The following is a 22,513-nucleotide window of genomic DNA, read 5'->3' as shown; positions in this document are numbered from 1 at the left end:
TCGGCGTACCCCCGAATCGACTCCGGGGCGGCGCGCTCTCCGTCATACGGGTCGCGACGCCGCTCGGTTCGCCGGCCATGCCGCCGGTCGACAATCGCCTCTCGACGCCCCACAATGCCGTCTGACGACCGCGGCGATCCGTGGGTTTTTTCTCGTTCGCCGACAAACGTCGGCAAGCAGGCCTGTGAGCGGTTCTACGCAACCTGAATCCGCGTCGCGACCCCGGGCGGCGATCATCGGCGGGGGGATCGCGGGGCTGGCCGCCGCCCACCGCTTGCATTCCTTGCGCCCCGACGTCGAACTGCGACTTCTCGAACGGAGCTCGCGCCTGGGAGGCCCGCTCGATACGGTCCGGCGCGACGGCTGGCTCGTCGAGCGCGGGGCCGACAGCTTCACGACCAAACTGCCCGAGGCGATCGCGCTGTGCCGCGAATTGGGAATCGCCGAACAGATCGTCGGCACGAATTCCGAGCACCGCCGAGCGCTCGTCGTGCGCGACGGCCGACTGCTGCCGACCCCCGAGGGGTTCGTGTTGATGCGGGCCAACACGATCGGCGGCGTTCTCAAGAGCCGCGCGCTGAGCTGGCCCGGCAAACTGCGCCTCCTCGCCGAACCGCTGGTTCGCGTCCCTGCGACGGTGCGCCAGCCGGGATACGACGAAAGCGTGGCGCGTTTCGCGACGCGCCGTTTGGGACGCGAGGCGTTCGAGCGGCTCGTGCAACCGCTCTTGGCCGGAATCTACGTCGCCGACGCCGAGCGACTCAGTCTCGCGGCGACGATGCCCGAGTTCCTCGCCGCCGAGCGCGAGCACGGCAGCCTTACGCGCGCCGCGTGGCGGAGGCTCGTCAGGCGTACGACCCAATCCGAGTCGCCGTCGACGGACGAGCTTGCTCACGGCGCCCGCTACGGACTGTTCGTCTCGCTGCAAGGGGGACTCGGCGAACTGATCGACGCGATCGCCGCGGCGCTCCCCGGCGGAACGGTGCAACGGGAGACGAGCGTCGAACGACTCGCTCGCAACGAGGACGGTTCATGGCGGTTGACGCTGGCGAGCGCCGGGCGGCAGTGCGAGGAAACGTTCGACGCCGTGATCCTCGCGACCCAGGCGCCGCTTGCGGCTAAGCTCCTGGAATCGACCGACGTCGAGCTCGCAGGGCTTGTCGGCCGCATCCGGTGCGCATCGAGCGCCGTGGTCGGGTTGGGGTTCCGCCGCGAGCACCTCGCCCATGCGCTCGACGGATTCGGCTTCGTCGTCCCGGCGATCGAGAGGATGGCCCTCGTGGCGGGCAGTTTCGCGAGCGTGAAATATCCAGGCCGCGTCCCGGAGGAGTGCGTTCACCTGCGGGCGTTCGTCGGCGGGGCGCTCGCGCCCGAACTGGTCGATCGCGACGACGCCGAACTGGTCGCCACGGTCCGGCGCGAGTTGGACCGGCTGCTGGGGCTGCGGGGCGAACCGCTGTGGAGCGACGTCGCCCGCTGGCGCGACGCGATGCCGCAGTACGACGTAGGGCACGTGCAACTGGTCGAGGCGATCGAAGCCCGCACGACGGCGCTCGCGGGTCTCGCGCTGGCCGGCAACGCCTACCGGGGCGTCGGCATCCCGCAATGCATCGCCAGCGGCCGCGCCGCGGCGGAACGCCTCGCCGCGCTACGGTAGCTCCGTCTCGCCGAGGAGGGCGGGCCGAGCCTCAGTGAGACTCGGCCCCCGCAACCTCAAGTTCTATTTCGTACTTCAGGACATTGCACGAAGACTGCTACGTCGCCGGACACGACATGCGTCGCAGCACAATCGCTGCACAACCGCCGATCCCCAACAGGACGATCGTCGCCGGCTCGGGAATGTTGACGTAACGCACGGTCGTTTGGACCGACGCCTGGATCGCTTGTCCCGCAGAATTGAAAACGTTGGCGTCCGCACGGCCAGTCCCTGTCCCGTGCCAAGTGGGAATGACCCCCGAGTTGAACGTGCCACGGGCGAGCGTGGCGGCGCCCGTGAAGGAACCAAGATTGGAGTTGCCGGGAGCGATCATCACGCTAGGCGGATCAACATAGGGGCCGCCGCCAAGCCCAACCCCCAGGACAGGCGCCGGAAAAAGATCGTCTCCTTCGACAATCTGGCGGAACGTTCCCGAGAAGATCGCCGACACGGCGACGTCGAAACTCGGCGGCTTGACGTCAAAACCGGTCACGGGGTCGAAGTTGACGGTGGCTACAACAAAGTTGTAGGAGATGCCTGCGAGTCCCGACTCGTCGGCCTTTGCGACTGTGATCCATGTGCCGCCGGAATGGATATCTCCCGGAGTATTGAACGTGACGTCGACCGTTAGTGAAACGCTCGCGGCCTGCACCTGGGCGCCCAGGCACGCGAGCAAGACGAGCGCGGTCGCTCGTAGCGGAACGTAGGTTCGGTTCATGAGATCGACTCGATGTTGGAAGATTAGCGATCGCAAAAAAAGTAAAACACGTGCCCCGACGATCGCAACTGGCACGGTCATCCGTAAAGTAGACGGACTTCTCCGAGTCCGCAAACTTCTGCGCAAAAAAGACCTTCTTGCAGGGAGTCGCGGCCGTTTGAAAGCGACTTGCCCTGCGAACGAAACGGGCTAGATCTCGGGGAATTCCAATGAATCGAGCGATCCGCCGGCTGTTCCGAAAGGCCGAAACCTCACCGGATCGTCACGCATAAGGGGGCGAACACCCCACGATTGAGGGGTTTACGCACCCCGCAGCCACCGCCCCGTGTGGCTCGCCTCGCATGCGGCGACTTCCTCCGGGGTCCCCGTGATCAGGATCTCCCCCCCGCCGGCGCCTCCCTCGGGGCCGAGGTCGACGACCCAATCGGCGCAGCGGATGACGTCGAGCTGGTGCTCGATGACCACCACCGTGTGGCCCAGGTCGACCAGCTTCTGCAGCACCCCCAGCAATCGGCCGACGTCGTCGGTGTGGAGCCCCGTGGTCGGTTCGTCGAGAATGTACAGCGTCTTGCCGCTCGCGGGGCGGCCCAGTTCCGAGGCGAGCTTGATCCGCTGGGCTTCGCCCCCCGAGAGGGTCGTGCTCCGCTGTCCTAGGGTCAGATACCCCAGCCCCACGTCGCGCAAGCTTGTCACGACGCCGTGGATCGCAGCGTGGTTCTCGAAGAACTCGACCGCCTCGTCGACGCTCATCGCCAGCACGTCGGCGATCGACTTGTCCTTGTACCGCACTGCCAGGGTCTGCCGATTGAATTGTCGTCCGTGGCACGCGGGGCAGGGGACGAACAGATCGGGCAGGAACCGCATCTCGATTCGCTGCACCCCTTGGCCTTGGCACTCCTCGCAGCGGCCCCCCTTGGTGTTGAAGCTGAACCGTCCCAGTTTGTACCCCAGTTGCTTGGCATGTTTCGTGCCGGCGAAGACGCGGCGGACCTCGTCGAAAATGCCGGTGAACGTCGCGGGATTCGAGCGCGGCGTGCGACCGATGGGAGACTGGTCGACATGGACCAAGCGGTCGAGCTTGGCCGCCCCGCGCAGCGCGGCGAAGGCCCCCGGGCGCCCCCCGGCGCCGTTGAGCTTGACCGCCAGGGCCCGGGCCAGCGTATCGATCACCAGCGAGCTTTTGCCCGAGCCGCTCACCCCCGTGACGCAGGTGAAGCACCCCAGCGGAACCGCCAAGCTCACGTTGCGCAAGTTGTGGTGCGTGGCGCCTTCGAGTTCCAGCATCCGGGTCTTCGCCGGTTTGCGGCGCGCGGAGGGAGGCTCGATCCGCAGTCGGCCCGACAGGTACCCGCCCGTCAACGAGGCGGAATCCTCGGCAATGTCGGCGGGCGTTCCCTCGGCGATCACCTGGCCCCCGCGGTGCCCCGCGCCGGGTCCCATGTCGACCACCCAGTCGGCCGCGGCGATCAGCGCTTCGTCGTGCTCGACGACCAGCACGGTGTTCCCCTGCCGCTGCAAGTTGCGCAGCGCGGCGATCAACCGGGCGTTGTCGCGGGGGTGAAGTCCGATCGACGGTTCATCGAGAATGTACAGCACTCCCACCAGCCCCGAGCCGATCCCCGTAGCCAGCCGCACGCGCTGCATTTCGCCGCCGGAGAGCGAGTCGGCCGCCCGATCAAGCGACAGGTACTCGACCCCCACCTGCTGCAAGAACGCCAATCGCTTCTTGATCTCGGCGACGAGCGGTTCGCCGATCGGCGCGAGCGACGGATCGAACGTCAGACGGGCGAAGTATTCCGCGGCGCCGTCGACCGTCAGGGCGACGATTTCGTGGATCGCCTTCCCCGCGAGTCGGCACGAGCGGGCCTCGGGCCGCAGCCGCGAACCGCCGCACTCGCCGCAAGCGAGCACCGAGCGAAACGCGACGAGTCGCTGCCGAACCGCGTCGTTCTTGGCCCCGGCGTAGTCCATCTCCAAGTGGGCCAAAAGCCCCGGCCATTTGCCGTTGTCCCCGGACAGCAGCTTGGTTCGCGCCCCCTCGGGCCATTCGGCCAGCGGGGCGGTCCACTCGACCTTGGCCCGCGCCAAAAACGGGGTCAGCAGCGCCTCCTGCTTCGTCCGCGCCGCAGCCGAGGACGCCCGCCACGGCGCGATCGCCCCCGTGGCCAGCGACAGGCTCGGATCCGGCACGACCAACTGCGGGTCGAACCCCTCGCGGGCCGCCAGCCCTTCGCACGCGGGGCAGGCGCCGTACGGGCTGTTGAAGCTGAACATCCGCGGCTCGACTTCCGCCAGGCTGAGCTTGCAGTCGGGGCAGGCGTATTGGGTGCTGAACACCCGCTCGCACCAGCCGTGCTCGGCGGTCGCCTCGCGGGTGTCGGCGCCGCCGGCCGACTCCTTCGCCTCGGGGGTGAGGTACACCAGCCGCAGCGCCCCCTCGCCGTGCTTGAGCGCCAGCCGCACCGACTCGGCAAGCCGGCTGTCGAGCCCCTCGCGGAGTACGACCCGGTCGACGACCGCCTCGATGTCGTGCGCCTTCGCGGCGGCCAACTCGGGGACGTCCTCGACCTCGAACGTCACCCCGTCGACCCGCACTCGCAGGAAGCCTTCCTTGCGAATCCGCTCCATGACTTCGGCGTGTTTCCCCTTGCGCCCGCGGACCATGGGGGCGAGCACCATCGCCTTGGTCCCTTCGGGCAGGCCGAGGATCGCCTGCTGGATTTCCGCCGGCGTCTGCTGCGCGATCGCCGTGCCGCACTGCGGACAAGAGACGTCCCCCGTACGGGCCATGAGCACCCGCAGGTAATCGTAGATCTCGGTCACCGTGGCGACCGTGCTGCGCGGGTTGGCGCTGGCCGCGTGTTGGTCGATGGCGATCGTCGGCTGCAGCCCCTCGATGACGTCGACGTCGGGCCGCTGCATTTGCTGAAAGAACTGCCGAGCGTACACGCTCAGACTCTCGACGTACTGCCGCTGCCCCTCGGCCAGCAACGTGTCGAACGCCAGCGAGCTCTTGCCCGATCCGGAGAGCCCCGTGATCGCCACGAGCGCGTGCTGGGGAATGTCGAGATCGACGTTCTTGAGATTGTGAGTCCGCGCACCGCGAATGCGAATTGCAGTCGGAGCCGCCTCGCGCTCGTGCTCGATCTCCACGTCCGCCGTCGCCATCAGCCCCAGTCCCCCGGCCCCGGCCAGTCTCCAGCGAGCCCCCGCGACCAGGGGCCAAACAGGTCAGAGTACCTCGCAGGAGCGGGGGAGACAACACAATGCGCGAGGCGGGGCGTCCCTGGACCAGTATTTCGGGGAGTCGTGAACGGGAGGGCGCTCACGTCGGCGAGACCTGTCTGTCGAGCAGGTCGATCGAGCGCCACGCGGGTCTTCGTTCGTGAAAACTCGCTACGGGGCCCCGATGCGTTTTGCTAGGAGCAAAACTTCGCGATTTTTCGGAGCACGAATCTCCGGCGGCGGGGCGCCGAGAACGCGTTGCCATTTTGCCGGCGAGCAAAACTCCATCATTATCTCGTGCAAAACCCCGGGCTGCGGAGCGGGGGAGGGTTTGCCGAACTTGTTGGGAGTCAACATCTTGCGTGCCGGGACGGCGGTCGCGGGGCGGCTGGTTTTGCTAGCAAAACTCGCGGCGGGCGAGCAAAACTCGCGACCCGTCGCGGCTCGCGCCCGGCGCGCGATTGCGTCGCAAGCGCAGGCGAAGCGCGCGGCTGGCAGGATCTGTTCTACGCGATGCGGCGGCCCATTTTCTACCGGAATCTCGCGGGAAATTGAGCGGACGATTCCGGCCTTGTCGCGCCCCCTGAGGGTCTTCGAGACCAAGTTCGGTTCGTGCCATGCTCTCGTCCTCGTGAGCATGCTCCGCGTGGTTCACCCAGACATGCCTACGCGGACGAAGGCATGGCACGCAGACCTCCGCCCCGACCGTGTGCCATGCTCTCGTCCTCGTGAGCGGGCAGCGCCGGTTGTCCTCAAGGGAGTGCGCAAGCAAGAAGCATCTCTCCCACCGTCGCTCCGAACTGGAGTCCCGCGTGGCAATGGGATGCCTCCCGCGCGCAGGCAGCCCCGGCCTCTGGCCGGGGGTTTCGCACCAAAGGCGTAACGCTTGCCCCAACGGTAATCGCCCCCCCGGCAGAGCCGGGGGCTGATGTTGCCATTGGCAACGTCGCGCGCTGCGTCGCAAGCGCGGGCGAAGCGCGCGGTTGGCAGCCTCTGTTCTACGCAATGCAGTGGCCCATTTTCCACCGGAATCTCGCGGGAAATTGAGCGGACGGTTTTGGCCTTGTCGCCGGGCGCCATTGCATGCACTGGCGCCGATATCAGCCCAATCACCAATCGCTGGGCTTCCGCTGTTAGTGTACCCTCTGTTCTGTAAGAGTCCCCGTCAGGGGGCCGCGTTGGCGCGGCGTGCGAACACCAAGCGGCTTGAAAAGGGCGGGCCAAGACGGTTTCCGCGTGGGGATTGGTTCTCAATCACTCCCTCGGAACGGAAGCTCCGCCATGCCCCGCGAACTGCAATCTACCGTCGTCGACGAAGTTGTCCAACTCCGCGCCGCGCACGGCTTCGACGGCCTCGCCCAAGTCCTCGAAGTCGTCCTCAACGAAGCGATGAAGCTTGAACGAACCCAGGCCCTCGGCGCCGCGGCCGCGCCGACGGGTTCAAGCCCAAGCCGGTGCTGAGCCGGCTCGGCAAGCCTCCTGCTGGGAGGGGCTGTGTCCCGGCCATGCTGCAGGGAGCAGGGACTCGACGACTCACGGACGGAGGTCGCCCTCTCACCCCGTCGCCGCGTTGCGCTGGGTGAGGTACGCCAGGATGTCGCGGATCGAGATCACGCCGACGAGTTGTTCGCCGTCGAGGATCGGCAGGTGGCGGTAGCCGCCGACGTTCATCCGATGCAGGGCCAGGGCGATCTTGTCGTCGGCCTTGAGCGTCGCCGGGTTGGGGGTCATCACCGTCGAGATTGGCCGATCGGCCAGCTTCGCGGCGTCGGCGTTCACGCGCAGCAGGGCGTCCCGCTCGGTGAAGATGCCGACCATGCGGCCCGCTTCGGCGACGACGACGCAGCCGATCCTCTCGGCGATCATCGTCTGGAGCACCGAGGCCAATGCGGCCGTCGGGGGGACCGTCACCGGGACGTGCGGGCGGAGCGTGTCGACCCGGTCGCGCAGCAGCCCCCGCTCGACCTCCGAGACCGGCTCGGGGAAGCTCATGTCGGTGAGCGAGTGCTGGCACTCGTCGCAGACGTCGGCGCCCTCGAGCACCTCGGCGCCGCAGTAGGGGCAGAGCATGTTCATACGGGCGGGTCCGGGGGTCGCTGAGGGCGAAGGAAGCGGTCCAGGCGGAACGGGTCAAGGACGCAAGAACGAAAGGCGACTTCTCTGTTTCTTTGCTCCGTTTTGCCGTGCGTTTAGGCTACGGTCCAAGTCTCGCCGCTGTGGAGCAGCTTTTCCAGGTCGCCGGGGCCGCGGGTTTGGATCGCTTCCTCGATCTGCTTGTTGACTTCGACGTCGTACAGCGGGGCGTCGACCGCGCGGAACACGCCGATCGGCTCGGGGAAGCCGTCCTCGTACCGCATGCGGGACAGCAGATACGCGAGGGTCGGCTCGACGGCCTTCTCGTCGTGGAACAGCAGATCGTCCTCGTTGATCCCCTTGCCCAACTCGACGACTTCGGGGTTCATGCCGTTGAGGCGGATCCCCTTGGTGCGATCCTTGCCGAAGATGAGCGGCTTGCCGTGCTCGAGTTCGAGCGTCGTGTCGGCCTTGCTCTCCTTGTCCTTGGCATAGTCCCAGGCGCCGTCGTTGAACACGTTGCAGTTCTGGTAGACCTCGATGAACGAGGTCCCCTTGTGGGCGGCGGCGCGGGCCAGGGTGTCGGCCAGGTGCTGGATGTTGGTATCGATGGAGCGGGCCACGAACGTCGCCTCGCACCCGATGGCGATCGACAGCGGGTGGAGCGGGTTGTCGACCGCCCCCATCGGGGTGCTCTTGGTCTTCTTCCCCAGGGGGGACGTGGGGGAGTACTGACCCTTGGTGAGCCCGTAAATTCGGTTGTTGAACAGGACGATGTTCAGGTCCATGTTCCGGCGGATGCAGTGCATCAGGTGGTTGCCGCCGATCGACAACCCGTCGCCGTCGCCGGTGATGACCCACACCTGCAGGTCGGGACGGCAGGTCTTCAGCCCCGAGGCCACCGCCGGCGCCCGGCCGTGGATGCTGTGCATGCCGTAGGTGTTCATGTAGTACGGGAACCGGCTGCTGCAGCCGATGCCGCTGATGAACACGATGTTTTCGCGGGGGACTCCCAACGAGGGGAGGACCTTCTTCATCTGGGCGAGAATCGAGTAATCGCCGCACCCGGGGCACCAGCGCACGTCCTGATTGCTGGCAAAATCGGCGGGTTTGAGGACCGGCAACGGAGCGTCAATAGCCATGGCAGTGAGGATGACCTTGAGTGTTCGCCGCAGAGAGCGCGGAGGCCGCCAAGCAGGGAATGACCCATGCCCAAGTTCCCAGGACCCGGTTCGACGAAGAATCGGTCTTGGGATTCAGGCAGCCTGCTCGGCGAGCTCTGCGCACTCCGTGGCGAAAAAAGGAACGACTTGGATGGAAGGGAATGATTAAGCCAGCAGGTTTTCGATCTTCTCGACGATCTCGGCCACGCTGAAGGGCTTTCCTTGCACCTTGTTCAGGCCGATCGCGTCGACGAGGTAGTTGCTGCGAATCACCGTGCGGAGCTGGCCGAGGTTCAATTCGGGAATCAGCACGGTTTTGAAGTTATCGAAGATTTCGCCCAGGTTGCGGGGGAGCGGGTTGATGTACCGCAGATGGCAGTGGCTGACCGACTTGCCGGTGCGCTGCACGCGGTGGACCGCCGTGGCGCAGGCGCCGTAGGTGCCGCCCCAACTGAGCACAAGCAGGTCGCCCTGTTCGGGCCCGTCGAGTTCCTGCGGCGGCACGTCGTCGGCGACCAGGGCCACCTTCTTCGCCCGGGTGTTGACCATGTGCTGATGATTCATCGGGTCGTAGCTGACGTTGCCCGTGCCGTCCTGCTTCTCGAGGCCGCCGATGCGGTGCATCAGTCCGGCGGTGCCGGGGATCGCCCACGGCCGAGCGAGCCGCTCGTCGCGTTTGTACGGGAGGAATTCGTCGCCGTTGTCGGTCCCCTCCGGATGCGTGACGGCCACCTTGGGCAGTTCATCCAACTCCGGCAGCTTCCACGGCTCCGACCCGTTGGCGATGTAGCCGTCGGTCAGCAGCATCACCGGGGTCATGAACCGCACGGCAAGGCGCCACGCTTCTTGAACCGCGTCGAAGCAATCGGCGGGGCTGCGGGCCGCGATCACGGGCATCGGGCACTCGCCGTTGCGGCCGTACACGGCCTGGAACAGGTCGGCCTGCTCGGTCTTCGTGGGGAGCCCGGTCGAGGGTCCGCCGCGCTGGACGTTGATGACGACCATCGGCAGCTCGGTCATGACGGCCAAGCCCATTCCCTCGCCCTTGAGCGCGATGCCCGGGCCGCTGGAGGCGGTGACCGCCATCTCGCCGGCGAACGCGGCGCCGATCGTCGCGGTCATCGCCGCGATCTCGTCCTCGGCCTGGAAGGTGAGGACGTCGAAGTTTTTGTGCTTGGCAAGTTCATGGAGGATGTCGCTGGCCGGGGTGATCGGGTAGGCGCCCAGGAACAACCGCTTCCCCGACAGGTGGGCGGCGGCGATCAGCCCCATGGCGGTCGCCTCGTTCCCCATGATGTTGCGGTACTTGCCGGGGACCAGTTTCGCCGGAGCGACCTGGTACTGAGTGTTCATCGCCTCGACGGTTTCGCCGTAGTGGTACCCCGCTTTGAGGGCGGCCGTGTTGGCGCCGGCGATCTCGACCTTCTTGCCGAACTTCGCCTCGATGAACCGCAGCGTCGGCTCCATCGACCGGTCGTACAGCCAGAACGTGAGTCCCATGGCGAAGAAGTTGCGGCAACGGTCCGCCTCCTTCGTCCCCAGGCCGAACGGCTCGACCGCCAGTCGGGTGAGCTTGGTCATTTCGACGGCGTGAAACTTGTACTTGCCGCTGAGACTGCCGTCGTCGACGGGATTGCTCGTGTAGCCGGCCTGCTCGAGCCCCTTCTTGTCAAAGGCGTCCTTGTTGACGATCAGCACGCCGCCGTCGCGCAGGTCTTGCAGATTCGTCGCCAGGGCGGCGGGGTTCATCGCCACCAGGGCGTCGACCGTGTCGCCGGGGGTGAAGATCTCGCTGCTGGAGAAGTGGATCTGAAAGCCCGAGACCCCCGCCTTGGTGCCGCGGGGAGCGCGGATCTCGGCGGGGAAGTCGGGGAACGTGGCGATGTCGTTCCCCGCCAGCGCCGACGTGTTGGTGAGCTGCGTCCCGGCCAACTGCATGCCGTCCCCCGAGTCGCCGCAGAAGCGAACGGTGGCGTCTTCGAGTTGCGAAACCGACTTGGAAGCGACGGTGCTCATGGTTGCCGAGGGGTCCTTAACTGTGCTTGGCATGGCGAACGCGGGGGGAATGCTCGGAGAATCGCGAGGGATGCGAGCGAGTTGGGAGGAAAACGCGGGGTCGCGGGGCCCGCTGCAGCGACGCGGGCGCGGCGCTTCGTAATGCTCGGGCAGTCGAAGCGCTCGCGTCGTTCGCGTGCGCCGCTCACCTCAGGATTGTTCTAGGCGCCCTCGCGCTCGTCGGGCGATTTGCCCGGGTCGGGAGGAAGCGTGTAAATCGTGTTGGGAAAGTGATCGACCAAGTAATGCACCAACCCGCGGACCGCAGTCACGCCGGTCGGTTGCCCCTGTTCGTCGACGATCGGCAAATGGCGAAAGCCGTGCTGCGCCATCTTGGCGATGGCTTGCCCGACGGTGGCGGCCGGGCTGATCGTCGCGGGGCCCGGGGTCATCGAGTCGGTGATCGGCGCCTCGAGCGACGCGCCGTCGGCCATGCACCGCAGCGCGTCGCGCTCCGTGAAGATCCCGACGATGCGACTGACCGTCCCGACGCCGTCGGCCGCGGGCACGTCCTCGCACACCAGCACGGCGCCCGTACGATGCTGCTTCATCAACTGCAGCGTCGCCCCCAGCGTGCACGACGGGGCCACGGGGAGCGCTTGCTCGGGATAGGCCGTCGTCACACGGTCGGTGGTCAGACTTAGAAAACTCACGGCCGAACCGAAGCCTTCGTCGAGCGCCCGCGCACAGGCGCGGGGCCGAGCTTCTGCAAAGGGGACAGCGGCGACGCAGAGAACCGAAGCGGTTGAGCCATGGGGGCGTAGGGCGCTGTCGCGTCGAAGCTCGTCGGGGGGGAAACGCCGCCCGTCGAGCCGAATTGGCGGGCCTGGGCGGCCGTCGACGGGCGACTTTCTGCCGGCAACTCTGCCGACCTTGCGGACTCAACCGTCCTCACTCTCAAAACTTTACCACGCCGCAGATTTTGGTTGAACCGCAAAACCCCCGGGATTTTCCTCGCTTTTTTGCTTTTTGCGCCCCAGCTTACGCACGACCTCGCGACGGACGCGCGGCAGCCGTCCCATTGCGATGACGTCGCACTTACCCCCGTTCCGCCGGCGGCTCGGGGGGCTTTTGATAGAACTTCGTCAGGTCGAAGCCCCCGCGCTGCTCGTCCTCGACCAGCTTCAGCCGCGACTCCAACAGCTCGATCCGCCGCGCCAGCACCGGCAACAGCCGCTCCTCGGGGTCTTCGGCTCGCGGCCGGGGGACCTCCGGGTACCCCAACTGCCGGTGGAGCGCCGCGAACAGGTACAGCGGGTCCTTGCGGCGATTCGCCCAGGCGATTCGCCCCTCGCGTCGGCCGAACAGCACCGCGACCTCCGGCTCGGCTGGAGACTCCTCCCCCAGGGAAAGCGCCGCGGCCCGCTCTCGGTAGTACTCGCTGCGGACGTAGATCAGGTCGGCCGTCTCGACCAACCCGATCTGCCGACGGACCGTAAGAATCCACTCCCGCCACGCTTGGTCGTAGGAAGGATCCCCCGCGATCGCCTCGAGTCCCCGGTCGTACCCCAGCCGGTTGCGACTGAGCGCTTCGAGCTGATAGAGAAACAACCCCTGCCGGCTGATCCCTTGGGCCCGATACTCCGCCTCGCGGGCCAGGATTTCCAGGGCGATTCGCATGTCGAACCGGCGCCGATCGTCCTCGGCCTCGGCCGTCACGTAGCACTGAAACGGCGTGAAGTAGTGCCCCAGCCGCTGCATCGCCGTGCTGAAGGTCCCCAAGTGCCGCAGCTCGGCCAGCATGAAGTCGATCGCCATCGGCAGCTTGGTCGTCGCCAGCACCTCTTCGCGGATCCCAGCCAGCATGTCCTGGGCGGGGACGTTCTCGCGGATCTGCTCGCCCATCGTGCGGAACAGGTGCCGTTGTTCGACATACTCCTCCCGCGGCAGCGGCGACAGCGGCGCCGGCTGGTCCTCGGCCCCGGGCTGGTCGGCGCCGGGATCGCTCATGGCGCCGCTCCGGCCTCGGACGCCGAGATCGAGGCCGGGCTCTGCCGGTCCTCGGCCGGGGCGGCCTCGCCTTTGAGGTGCTTCTCGAAGAACGCCAACCCGCGGACCAGAGCCTCGGGATTGCCGGCGCTGGGGGTGTGCCCCAGGTCGGCCACCATGAAGAGATCGTTCGGCACCCCCGCGTCGGAAAGTTCCCGGCACATTTCCTGCGGACTGAGCACGGGGACCAGCATGTCGGCCTCGCCGTGATAGAAAAACATCGGGGGATCGTCGGGCGTCACGAACGCCGCGGGCGAGGCGAGGCGGTAGGCGTTCGGCCGGGCGCGTCGCGTTCCTCCCAGCCAGTAGACCAGCCGGAACGAGTCGAGCGGCATCGGCCGGAAGTCGCACGGCGCCCCGCCGGCAATGACGGCCTGAAGTCGGATCGACTCGTCGATCTCCGGACTCCCGGCCGATTGCGATTCGCCGGCCGCGGCGTCCTGGTCGTCCGCCTCCTCGGCGGCGACCTGAGCGGGGAGAGTCTGGCCGTTGAGCGCCCCCAGCAGGGCCACCAGATGCCCTCCCGCCGAGTAACCGAGCCCGCCGATTCGCTCGGGGTCGAGTTTCAGCCGCGGCGCTTCGCGGCGCATCCACCGCAGGGCGTCCTGACAATCAAGGACCTGTGCCGGGAACGGATGCGCCGGCGCCAACCGGTAGTTGATCGCCACGGCCGTGTAGCCGTTGTTCGCCAGCCGGCGGGCGATCCCTCCCAACTGCGCTTTGGAACCCATTCGCCATGCGCCGCCGTGGACGACCAAGACTCCGGGGAACGGCCCCTCGCCCTGCGGCAAGTAGGCGTCGGCTCGCAGCGGCCCGTCGTGTCGCTCGGCGTACGTTTCGCCGTACAGGGTTTCGACGGGCTCCTTGGCTCCAAGCGCCGGCGGCTGCGACGAACCGCACCACGAAACGACGAGCAACAACGGCAGCGACAAGCGAATCACGGTTTTCTCCCCCGGCAGGGCGTTGGTGAGCCGCCGTGCGGCCTCCTATACTATTTGCGCAAGGAGTGCGTCGCGGCAACGGCATTTTCGCCGTGACGACACGCCCGCCTTCCGCCCCCGCCCCGCGTCCCCGTCCCCCCGACCACGCCCGTGAGCAGCCAGTTTTCGACCATCGAGGAAGCCGTCGCCGCGATCTCGCGGGGCGAAGTGATCATCGTCGCCGACGCCGAAGACCGGGAGAACGAGGGAGATTTCGTCTGCGCCGCCGAGAAAGCGACCCCTGCGGTGATCAACTTCATGATCACCCACGGACGGGGTCAGCTTTGCATGCCGATTCTGCCCGACGTGAGCCAACGGCTCGACTTGGCCCCGATGGTCGAGTCGAACACGGCCCCGCTGGGGACGAATTACACCGTGCCGGTCGATCACCGCTCGAGCCGCACGGGGATCACCGCCGCCGAGCGGGCGACGACGATCCTGGCGATCTGCGATCCGGCGAGCAAGCCGAGCGATTTCAACCGCCCCGGACACTTGTTCCCGCTGGTGGCCAAAGAGGGGGGCGTGCTGCGGCGGGCGGGGCACACCGAGGCGGCCGTCGACTTGGCCCGGATGGCCGGCCTGCAACCGGCCGGCGTCTTGTGCGAAATCCTCGACGACGACGGCGACCGCGCCACCCGCCCGCGGCTGTTGGAACTGGCCCGGCGCTTCGCCCTGCCGATCATCTCGATCGAGCAGCTCATCGCCTATCGCCGGCAGCGCGAAAAGCTCGTCTACCGAAAAGCCGAGGCCCTGCTGCCGACCAAGTACGGCCACGGGCGGATTATCGCCTACGGCGTGAAGTACGAAACGCAGGAGCCGGTCGTCTACGTCATCGGCGATCTGGCCGCGGCTGAGGCGCCGCTGGTGCGGTTGCACTCGTCGTGCTTCACCGGCGATTTGCTCGAGTCGCTCCGCTGCGACTGCGGCGACCAATTGCACATGGCTCTCGACATGATCGCCCGCGAGGGTGCAGGCGTCTTGGTCTATCTGCCGCAGGAAGGGCGCGGCATCGGGCTGGTTGAAAAAATCAAGGCCTACGCCCTGCAGGACCAGGGGATGGATACGGTCGATGCGAACCTCGCCCTGGGCTACATGGCCGACCCCCGCGACTACGGCGTCGGGATCCAACTGCTCAAGGACCTGGACCTGCGGAAAGTGCGACTGCTGACGAACAACCCCAAGAAGACCGAGGCGTTCGTCTTCGGCGGGTTCGATCTCGAGGTGGTCGATCAGGTGCCGATCGTCTCCCCGATCACGCCCCACAACGCGGCATACCTGGAGACGAAGCGGACGAAGATGGGGCACAAGCTGCCGGAAGCGTGACGTGCGCCGCGGGCGGGGACGCCGCGGCTCGCTTGACGGATTGCGCTTGAACAACAACTCGCGAGCCGCGGCGTCCCCGCCCGCGGGCAGTGCATCAGACGCGCATGCTCAACTTCCACGCGAACATCTACGCCGTCCCCGCGGGGGTCGCTCCCAGCGCGCCGCTTCTGCTTCGCGGCAGCGAGCTTGCGCCGCTGCGCACCCCCGACGGTCGCCCGCCGACGTTCGACGCGTTTCACTCCGTGACCTTCGAGACGGCGTACGATGCGCTGACGGCGCTGCCGCGGCTCGACGCCGAGCCGGACGGGTTCTTCGTCATCGCCGGGGACGCCGAGGAACGCCGCTGGCAGCTCGACGGGCATCTGTTCGACTTCGGGGAGCGGCTCCATCGAGTCGAGCTCCACGGCGACTGTCCGCCGGAAACGCTCGACGCCGTGCTCGCTTGCCTCGGCTGGCCGGCGACGACGCTGGCGTTCGAGCTGGTGCTCGAAGGGATCGTGCTCGACGAACCGTCGTTCCGCAGCTATGCGGCAGGGTGAGCCGGAGTTTGGCCCGCAAGGTTGTTCACGCCGCCTTGCGGCCGAACCAGTCCTGCCACCGCGAGCAGGTCCACACCTCGTTCCCGGCGACGTCCAGCCCGCGGAGTCGGGCCGTATCGCGGACGATGCGGCGATGGAACCGCCGATTACGGATGCCGTACTGCTGCATGAGCGCGGCGTGCTCGGCGCCGGGATCGACCCCCATGCTTTGCAGCCGGGCGTGAACTCCCCCCGCTTTGAGCGGTCGCGTGTGGTGCACTGCCGCCGCGTCGACGATCCCCACCTCGTCCTCGCGGAACAGCGACGACCAGACCCAATCGATCCCCCACGCCGACTTGTTGGCCGCGAACAACGGCATCGCCCGCACCAGCGCCTTGCGGGTGAACAACGGGCACATGATCTCGACGAATCGCGTGTAGCGCAGCGTGTATCCGGCATGCGCCCGGGTGGCTTCGAAGCTGACGTCCCCCCGGCCGATCGCCGGCTGGCAGATCTGCAGCCGGTGCTTCGCGGCCAGCGCGAACAGCCGGTTCACCGTGCCCGTGTCCGCGGCGACGTCGTCGTCCGGCAGCCAGAATCGGTCGTACTCCTCGACCAGGTGGGCCAGTTCGTCCTGGAACAGGTCGTACAGCAATTGGTACTTGATCCCTTTGCGGCGCAGATAGTACTGGCCGTCCCCCGCCCACTGGTCCCAGCGGTCGCCGAAGTAGACGAGACACAGGTCGAACGACCGCGGCTCGGTCCCGGCGAGCCAGGTGCGATGGACCGATTCGTCGCCGACGATGCTAATGACGAGATTGCGGTTCATGGGAAGAGAGTGGTTGGTGACTTGAGTCTGGAAAATCCGGGGCATGGCGGCGAGCGGTTTGCGAGCCGAATTGATCGGCGAAACGCAAATCGCCAATCGTTCCTCCTAGGCCGCTCGCGCGTCCGTCGCCGCTCCCGGGGCGAGGGCCTTTTCCGCGGCGGCCATCGCCTGGGCGATCACTTGGTGCATGTCGTAGTACTGATAGCTTCCCAACCGGCCGCCGAACAACACGTTCGACCCCGCGGCCAGCCGGCGATATTGCTCGTACAGGGCCGCGTTGCGCTCGTCGCGGATCGGGTAGAACGCCTCGCCCCCCCGGCTGTACGCCTGCGGATACTCGTAGGTGAGCACGGTGGCGTCGCACGACTGCATCGCGAAGTGCTTGTGCTCCACGATCCGCGTGTACGGCACGGCGGCGTCGGCGTAGTTGACGATGGCCGCCCCCTGAAAGTCGCCGCGGGTTTCGATCGTTTCGAATCGCAGCGAGCGATACTCGAGCTCCCCGTAGCGACAGTCGAAGAACTCGTCGATCTTGCCGCTGTAGACGACCCGCTCCGCCGCGGCGGTCAGTTCGGCTCGTTCGGCGAAGAAGTCGACCCCCGTCTCGACCCGAATCAGGTCGTGGTCGAGCAGGTTCTCGAACAGCCGCGTGTAGCCGTCGACGGGGATCCCTTGGTGCTCGTCGTCGAAGTACCAGTCGTTCCAAGCGAGTCGCACGGGGATCCGCTTGATGATCGACGACGGAAGCTCGCGCGGGTCGCGTCCCCACTGCTTGGCGGTGTAGCCGCGGACGAAGATCTCGTACAGCTCGCGTCCCACTTGGCTGACGATCCAGCTTTCCAGGTCGTCGGCCCCGAGCGGCTGCGGCTCGCGAACGGCGGCGAGCTTCGCCTCGGCCGCGGCCGGCGTCGCGGTCCCCCACAGTTGATGGAGGGTCGCCAGATTGATCGGAAACGAAAACAGCCGCTCGCCGTGCCGCACCACGCCCCGATGGCGATAGTGGTTGAACCGGGCGAACCGGTTGACGAACTGCCACACGCGGGCGTTGTTCGTATGGAAGATGTGGGGCCCATAGCGGTGGACCTCGATCCCCGCGACCCGCTCGCTGTAGCAGTTGCCGCCGATGTGCGGCCGACGATCGACCACCAGCGCCCGCTTGCCCGCATCGGCGGCGCAGCGCGCAAAGACCGAGCCGAACAGCCCGGCCCCGACGATCGCAAAGTCATACGGCGGATGGTTCGCAGCAGCCCGCATAGGGGACCGCTTGTAGCAAACCCCGTGAACCGGCGAAACGGCGATACGCGCCGGGGCGAGCCGTGCTGGCGCCGCTGGCGCAAGACGCGATCGAGACCGCAAGCGGACGGCGCGAGCCGCCGACGCAGCAGGCAACGGTCGGCAAGAAACGGCCGCCGTCGTACATCGGGATCTAGCGCCCGCCGCGCATGGATTGCAGTCCAGAACGGCTTCTAGAAGTCCGACTCGGACAGCGACTGGCCGATGTTGTAGAACGGCTCGGGCATGACCGCGTCGGGGGTCGTCCCCGCGTACCCGTTCCAGCGGCACTTGCTGCCGTTGGGAGTCATCAGTTGCTGATAGACCCGATACTCGATCGTATCTTTGACCGTGCGCACGGTCCCGTCGACGAAGACCATGACGACCGCCTCGGGATGCGACGACGCCGGCCGGCTGTAGACCGACTCGGCTTGAGCAAACGGAGTATTCAACGAGTCCGCATCACGCAACTTGCTGATCGGCGCCTGTTGCGGAGTGCCTCCCAGAGAGGGGGCGAACGGGTTCGCACTGTTGAACACCCACGTCAAACCGTACGGCTGCTCGACCGCAGCCAAGGGAACAGGCCATTGACCCGATGGATTAGGCAATAGACCCGGTGAAAGTGTCAGCCAATTTGAATTATCCTCGTCCTTGTGGATGTTCTCGCTGGCCAGCAGGGTCATCGAGGCGCCGTCGCTAATGTCCTTCGTGCCGAAGCGAACCGTCGGCGAGTTGTTCAGCAGTCGGTTGTAGAAGATGCCGTTGGCCGGGAAGTCGGCCGGGCCCGAGCCGTTGGCGTCCGGGGCGCCGCAATTCACGCTATAGGTCAGGTACGCCAAGTTGGGATTCGTCTTCGCGTCGCTCGGGCAGATGAACGCGTCGATTCGCTGCGGGTTCCCAAGGTTGTTCATACCCCCGCTGAGCAGCGTGTCCCATTCTCCCTGTCGATCGAGCTGCGGCAGCAACTTCGCTGCCCAACTGATGATCACACTGCCCGCAGGATGACCTGCAGGATGTTGAGGAGGAAGGTAGGACGCTCCGGGCGCGAGCTTCTGAGCCTGAATGAACCCGGGAAACTCGTTGTTCTTCGCCGCGGTCGTCAGCGCCACGAACGCTCGGCCGATCTCCTTGAGGTTGTTCGTGCAGGTCGCCCGGCGAGCGTTCTCGCGGGCGGCGCCGATCGCCGGCAGGAGCAGCGCCATCAACACGCCGATGATCGCGATGACCACCAGCAGTTCCACGAGCGTGAAACCATGTCGGGATCGAGGCGCGAAGCGTCGGCGCGGCAAGGGGGCGAGGCGGGTCGAGCTCTTCATCGTTCCGGTTCCTGACTTAGCGTACAAAGCGTGCCCCTGAGGGACCGCAGGCGGTCCCGCGCCGCAAGACGAGCGCACCCGACCCCGCGACAGGGCCGGGGACGGCGCAGACTGAAATCGACGGCGATGCCGTGGATTATCGCCCAAGAGGCCGAAAAAAGCCAGCAAGAGGGGGGAAGGGCCGCAGACTTCCGCCTGGGACGGCGGCTTGGTGGTCGTGATCCCATTTGCCAAATTGAGGGGCGCAAATGGGATCACGACCCGGCTTGGCCGTTCTGCCGGCGAAACCCTCGCGTGCTGCGCCGGCGGCTCGCTCTGTCCGCTCATGGCATGGGGGCAAGCCGGCAAAGCACGAGCGCTTTGTCAAAGGCTAGTTTTTGGGCTGGCAAAGCGCTAATGCCGAAAATGCCGGCGGCCGGTGAAGATCATCGGCAGGCCGTGCTGGTTGCAGGCGGCGATGACCTCCTCGTCGCGGCGGGAGCCCCCCGGCTGGATGATCGCCTTGACCCCGGCGGCGGCCGCCGCGTGGATCGAGTCGTCGAACGGGAAGAAGGCGTCCGAGGCGAGCACGGCCCCGACGCTGCGGTCGGCGGCCTTGCGGATGGCGATCTCGACCGAGTCGACGCGGCTCATCTGCCCGGCGCCGGCGCCAACGAGCGAGCCGTCGCGGACCAGCGTGATCGCGTTGGATTTCACGTGCCGGCAAACGGCCCAGGCCAGTTCCAGGTCGGCCAACAGTGCGCGGCTCGGCTGTACGGCGGTCACGGTCTGCCAGTGGGCGGGATCGTCGGGCAGATCGTCGGCGTTTTGGGCCAAGTAGCCTCCGTCGATCGCTCGGAGCTGGATCGCCGCTGTGCCGGGGGTAATTTCGCCGACGCGGAGCAGCCGCACGTTTTCGCGCCACTTGGGCTTGGTGGTCAGGATCTCGCGCGCCGCCGGAGTGAAGTCGGGCGCCACGATCGCCTCGACGAACTTGCCCGGCTCGGCCAGGAACTCGGCCATCGCCTCGTCGACCGGGACGTTCACGCCCAGGACCGAGCCGAACGCGCTGAGCGGGTCCCCCTCCCACGCCTTGGCCGCGGCTTCGGCGACCGTGGCGCCCGTCGCGGCGCCGCAGGGGTTGTTGTGCTTGAGGACCGCCACCCCCGGCGCCGGCAGCGAGCGGGCGATCGCCAGCGCCGCGTCGAGGTCCAGCAGGTTGTTGTACGACAACTCCTTGCCGTGCAACTGCTCGGCGTTCACCAAGGCGTGCGGCTCGGCATGGGGCAGGGCGTACAGCGCCGCCGATTGATGCGGGTTCTCGCCGTACCGCAGCGGGGCCTTGCGAGTCAGGGTGAGCGACAGCCGGGCCGCGTGCCCCGCGGCCGAGGCGGCCTCGGCGTCCTGCACCCGGGCGAAGTAGCTTGCAATCGCCGCGTCGTACTCGGCCGTGCGGGCGAACGCCGCGGCGGCCAACTCGCGCCGCAGCTCGGGGGTCGTCGAGCCGGAGGTTTGCAGTTCCTCGACAATCCGCCCGTACTGCCGGGGGCTGGTCGCCACGGCGACGAACGCATGGTTCTTGGCCGCCGAACGGACCATCGACGGGCCGCCGATGTCGATCTGCTCGATCGCCGCGTCGAACGTCACGTTCGGGTCGGCGACGGTCTGCTCGAACGGGTAGAGGTTCACCACGACCAGCTCGAACGTGGCGATGCCGTGCTTCGCGACCGACGCCATGTCGTCGGGGCGATCGTGCCGGCAGAGCAGCCCGCCGTGCACCAGCGGGTGGAGCGTCTTCACCCGGCCGTCCATCATCTCGGGGAAGCCGGTGTACTGAGCGACGTCGCGGACCGGCAGGCCGGCCTCCTCGAGCGCGCGGCGGGTTCCGCCGGTGCTGAACAACTCGACCCCGGCGGCGACCAGTTCGCGGGCGAAATCGACGAGCCCCGTCTTGTCGCTGACGCTCAAGAGCGCCCGGCGAAGCGGGGGCGAGGCGGGGGCGGTCATGGGACGATCTCGACGGCGAGTGAATACGATGCGAGACGCTGGCTGCGCACGCCATCCCTGGCCGCTGGACCGTCACGATAGCACTGCCGGCGCGGAGTGACAACGAGCCGCGCCCCGGGGCGGGGAACGCCGGCGGCGAATCCCCGCCCCGCCGGCGCCGGCGGCGCCGATCAGGCAAACCCCGCGGGGGAAAACCTGGCAATGAATCGGCTTCCCGCAGCGACGGACCACGGACATCGAGGCGCGCCGAGTCGTCCGCCGAAGCGCCCGCGAGACACGCAAACAATCGCAATTGGCTTGAACGAGTGCGCACCCGACAAAGGCTCCGCGGCGGCGGCGCAACTGCCGTGCTTGGCGTCGACTCGCCTCGTTCGGGGGCCGAATCCCCGGCTGTCGGCCGTCCTTGCGACTGTTCCTTCCTCCCCTATACTGGGGTTTCTTGCCTTGGCGCCCCGCAAAACCGACGGAAACTCAGCCGCCGTGGACAGCTCGCAGACCTCGTTTCTGGCCCGTCACGACTTTCTCATCCGCCGGCTCCACTCGCTCAGCGGGCTCATCCCGGTGGGGGCGTACATGGTGGTTCACCTGAGCGTGAACGCCAGCGTGCTGAACAGTCCCGCCACGTTCCAGAACAACGTGTTCAGCATTCACGCCCTCGGCAAGATTTTGCCGGTCGTCGAGTGGGGTTTCATCTTCCTGCCGCTGCTGTTTCACGCGATCATCGGCATGGTGATCGTCGCCGGGGCGCTGCCCAACACGAATCACTACCGCTACGCCGCCAATTACCGCTATACGCTGCAGCGAGCGACCGGCGTGATCGCGTTTTTCTTCATCCTGTGGCACGTGTTCCACATGCACGGTTGGTTCCATTGGGACCCCTGGCTGGAGCATGTCGCCGGGCCGCTGGGGGGCGCCCAGTTCAAGCCGTACAACGCCACCTCGACCGCGGGCGCCGCGTTGCGGGGGCCGTGGATGACCGCGTTCTACGCCGTGGGGGTCCTGGCGTGCGTCTACCACCTGGCCAACGGGCTGTGGACGATGGGCATCACCTGGGGCGTGTGGACGAGCCCCAAGGCCCAGGAAAAGGCCTCGATCGTCTGCGGCGCCTTCGGCGTCGTTCTGGCCGCGGTCGGGCTGAGCGCCCTGTGGGGAGTTCGCGCCGCGGTCGCCACGCCGGAACAATTCGAAGCCGTGCAGTCCGAGGAAGCCGCCCTGCGGGAAGAAAACATCAAGATCGGCAAGATCCTGCCGGACGAACACAAGATCGTGCATCCCCCAGAACCCGGCGACAGCAAGTAAAGATCGGCGCACGTCGGCCCCTCGTCGACGACGCCGGTCTGAGACTGAAAACATGACTCCCGTTTCCCTTT

Annotated in this window: 18 protein-coding genes; 5 read left to right on the top strand and 13 right to left on the bottom strand. The window is 67.0% G+C overall.

All coding sequences use genetic code 11. The annotated features are described in order from the left end of the window. The first annotated feature begins 184 nt into the window (after positions 1–184). Positions 185–1,657 (top strand): protoporphyrinogen oxidase, encoded by a 1,473-nt coding sequence (gene hemG, locus KF688_16815; GenBank protein ID MBX3427343.1) that lies wholly within the window; start codon positions 185–187, stop codon positions 1,655–1,657. A 97-nt stretch (positions 1,658–1,754) separates the two neighbouring features. On the opposite strand, the gene KF688_16810 is transcribed toward hemG, so the two are convergent. From KF688_16810 to KF688_16800, 3 genes are all read right to left on the bottom strand, one after another. Beyond that, complete coding sequence (locus tag KF688_16810; protein ID MBX3427342.1) at positions 1,755–2,414, bottom strand: PEP-CTERM sorting domain-containing protein; 660 nt, start codon at positions 2,412–2,414, stop codon at positions 1,755–1,757. A gap of 300 nt (positions 2,415–2,714) precedes the next feature. Then, complete coding sequence (gene uvrA / locus KF688_16805) at positions 2,715–5,582, bottom strand: excinuclease ABC subunit UvrA (protein MBX3427341.1); 2,868 nt, start codon at positions 5,580–5,582, stop codon at positions 2,715–2,717. A gap of 228 nt (positions 5,583–5,810) precedes the next feature. Further along, positions 5,811–6,242 carry a hypothetical protein gene (locus KF688_16800; protein ID MBX3427340.1) on the bottom strand — a complete coding sequence of 144 codons (432 nt, stop codon included), beginning with the start codon at positions 6,240–6,242 and terminating at the stop codon, positions 5,811–5,813. A 678-nt stretch (positions 6,243–6,920) separates the two neighbouring features. Between KF688_16800 and KF688_16795 the strand changes: the two genes are divergently transcribed. Beyond that, complete coding sequence (locus tag KF688_16795) at positions 6,921–7,100, top strand: hypothetical protein (protein MBX3427339.1); 180 nt, start codon at positions 6,921–6,923, stop codon at positions 7,098–7,100. Positions 7,101–7,193: 93 nt separating this feature from the next. Here KF688_16795 and KF688_16790 read toward each other — a convergent pair whose 3' ends face one another. The 6 genes from KF688_16790 to KF688_16765 all read right to left on the bottom strand — a co-directional run bounded on the left by KF688_16790 (position 7,194) and on the right by KF688_16765 (position 13,860). After that, positions 7,194–7,715, bottom strand: a complete 522-nt coding sequence (locus tag KF688_16790; protein ID MBX3427338.1) for a CBS domain-containing protein — start codon at positions 7,713–7,715, stop codon at positions 7,194–7,196. A 113-nt stretch (positions 7,716–7,828) separates the two neighbouring features. Then, entirely contained in the window at positions 7,829–8,854 is a 1,026-nt protein-coding gene (locus KF688_16785; GenBank protein ID MBX3427337.1) for a 2-oxoacid:ferredoxin oxidoreductase subunit beta, read from the bottom strand. A 186-nt stretch (positions 8,855–9,040) separates the two neighbouring features. After that, a complete protein-coding gene (locus KF688_16780; protein MBX3427336.1) occupies positions 9,041–10,891 on the bottom strand; it encodes a 2-oxoacid:acceptor oxidoreductase subunit alpha in 1,851 nt (616 codons plus the stop codon). A 200-nt stretch (positions 10,892–11,091) separates the two neighbouring features. Next, positions 11,092–11,583, bottom strand: coding sequence for a CBS domain-containing protein (locus KF688_16775; protein MBX3427335.1), 492 nt, complete (start codon positions 11,581–11,583; stop codon positions 11,092–11,094). A 385-nt stretch (positions 11,584–11,968) separates the two neighbouring features. Then, positions 11,969–12,880: a hypothetical protein gene (locus KF688_16770; protein MBX3427334.1), complete on the bottom strand. Its 912-nt coding sequence runs from the start codon at positions 12,878–12,880 to the stop codon at positions 11,969–11,971. Continuing rightward, positions 12,877–13,860, bottom strand: a complete 984-nt coding sequence (locus tag KF688_16765) for an alpha/beta hydrolase (protein MBX3427333.1) — start codon at positions 13,858–13,860, stop codon at positions 12,877–12,879. The genes KF688_16770 and KF688_16765 overlap by 4 nt, the downstream gene beginning before the upstream one ends. A 150-nt stretch (positions 13,861–14,010) precedes the next feature. Here KF688_16765 and ribB point away from each other — a divergent pair, with 150 nt between their 5' ends. Next, complete coding sequence (ribB, locus tag KF688_16760) at positions 14,011–15,222, top strand: 3,4-dihydroxy-2-butanone-4-phosphate synthase (protein ID MBX3427332.1); 1,212 nt, start codon at positions 14,011–14,013, stop codon at positions 15,220–15,222. 104 nt (positions 15,223–15,326) lie between these two features. Then, positions 15,327–15,761, top strand: a complete 435-nt coding sequence (locus tag KF688_16755) for a hypothetical protein (protein ID MBX3427331.1) — start codon at positions 15,327–15,329, stop codon at positions 15,759–15,761. A 25-nt stretch (positions 15,762–15,786) separates the two neighbouring features. On the opposite strand, the gene KF688_16750 is transcribed toward KF688_16755, so the two are convergent. The 4 genes from KF688_16750 to purH all read right to left on the bottom strand — a co-directional run bounded on the left by KF688_16750 (position 15,787) and on the right by purH (position 21,143). Continuing rightward, positions 15,787–16,569 (bottom strand): hypothetical protein, encoded by a 783-nt coding sequence (locus tag KF688_16750; GenBank protein MBX3427330.1) that lies wholly within the window; start codon positions 16,567–16,569, stop codon positions 15,787–15,789. Between the two features lie 105 nt (positions 16,570–16,674). Next, positions 16,675–17,823: a UDP-galactopyranose mutase gene (gene glf, locus KF688_16745; protein ID MBX3427329.1), complete on the bottom strand. Its 1,149-nt coding sequence runs from the start codon at positions 17,821–17,823 to the stop codon at positions 16,675–16,677. Between the two features lie 212 nt (positions 17,824–18,035). Beyond that, positions 18,036–19,157 (bottom strand): DUF1559 domain-containing protein, encoded by a 1,122-nt coding sequence (locus tag KF688_16740; protein MBX3427328.1) that lies wholly within the window; start codon positions 19,155–19,157, stop codon positions 18,036–18,038. Positions 19,158–19,550: 393 nt separating this feature from the next. After that, on the bottom strand, positions 19,551–21,143 hold the full coding sequence (gene purH / locus KF688_16735; protein ID MBX3427327.1) for a bifunctional phosphoribosylaminoimidazolecarboxamide formyltransferase/IMP cyclohydrolase: 1,593 nt from the start codon (positions 21,141–21,143) through the stop codon (positions 19,551–19,553). Between the two features lie 573 nt (positions 21,144–21,716). On the opposite strand from purH, the gene KF688_16730 reads away from it, so the two are divergent. Next, complete coding sequence (locus tag KF688_16730) at positions 21,717–22,442, top strand: succinate dehydrogenase cytochrome b558 subunit (GenBank protein ID MBX3427326.1); 726 nt, start codon at positions 21,717–21,719, stop codon at positions 22,440–22,442. Positions 22,443–22,513: the final 71 nt, after the last annotated feature.

The sequence above is a fragment of the Pirellulales bacterium genome (genome assembly GCA_019636345.1).
Lineage (GTDB): Bacteria > Planctomycetota > Planctomycetia > Pirellulales > Lacipirellulaceae.
This window is presented reverse-complemented; position numbering and strand designations above follow the sequence as displayed.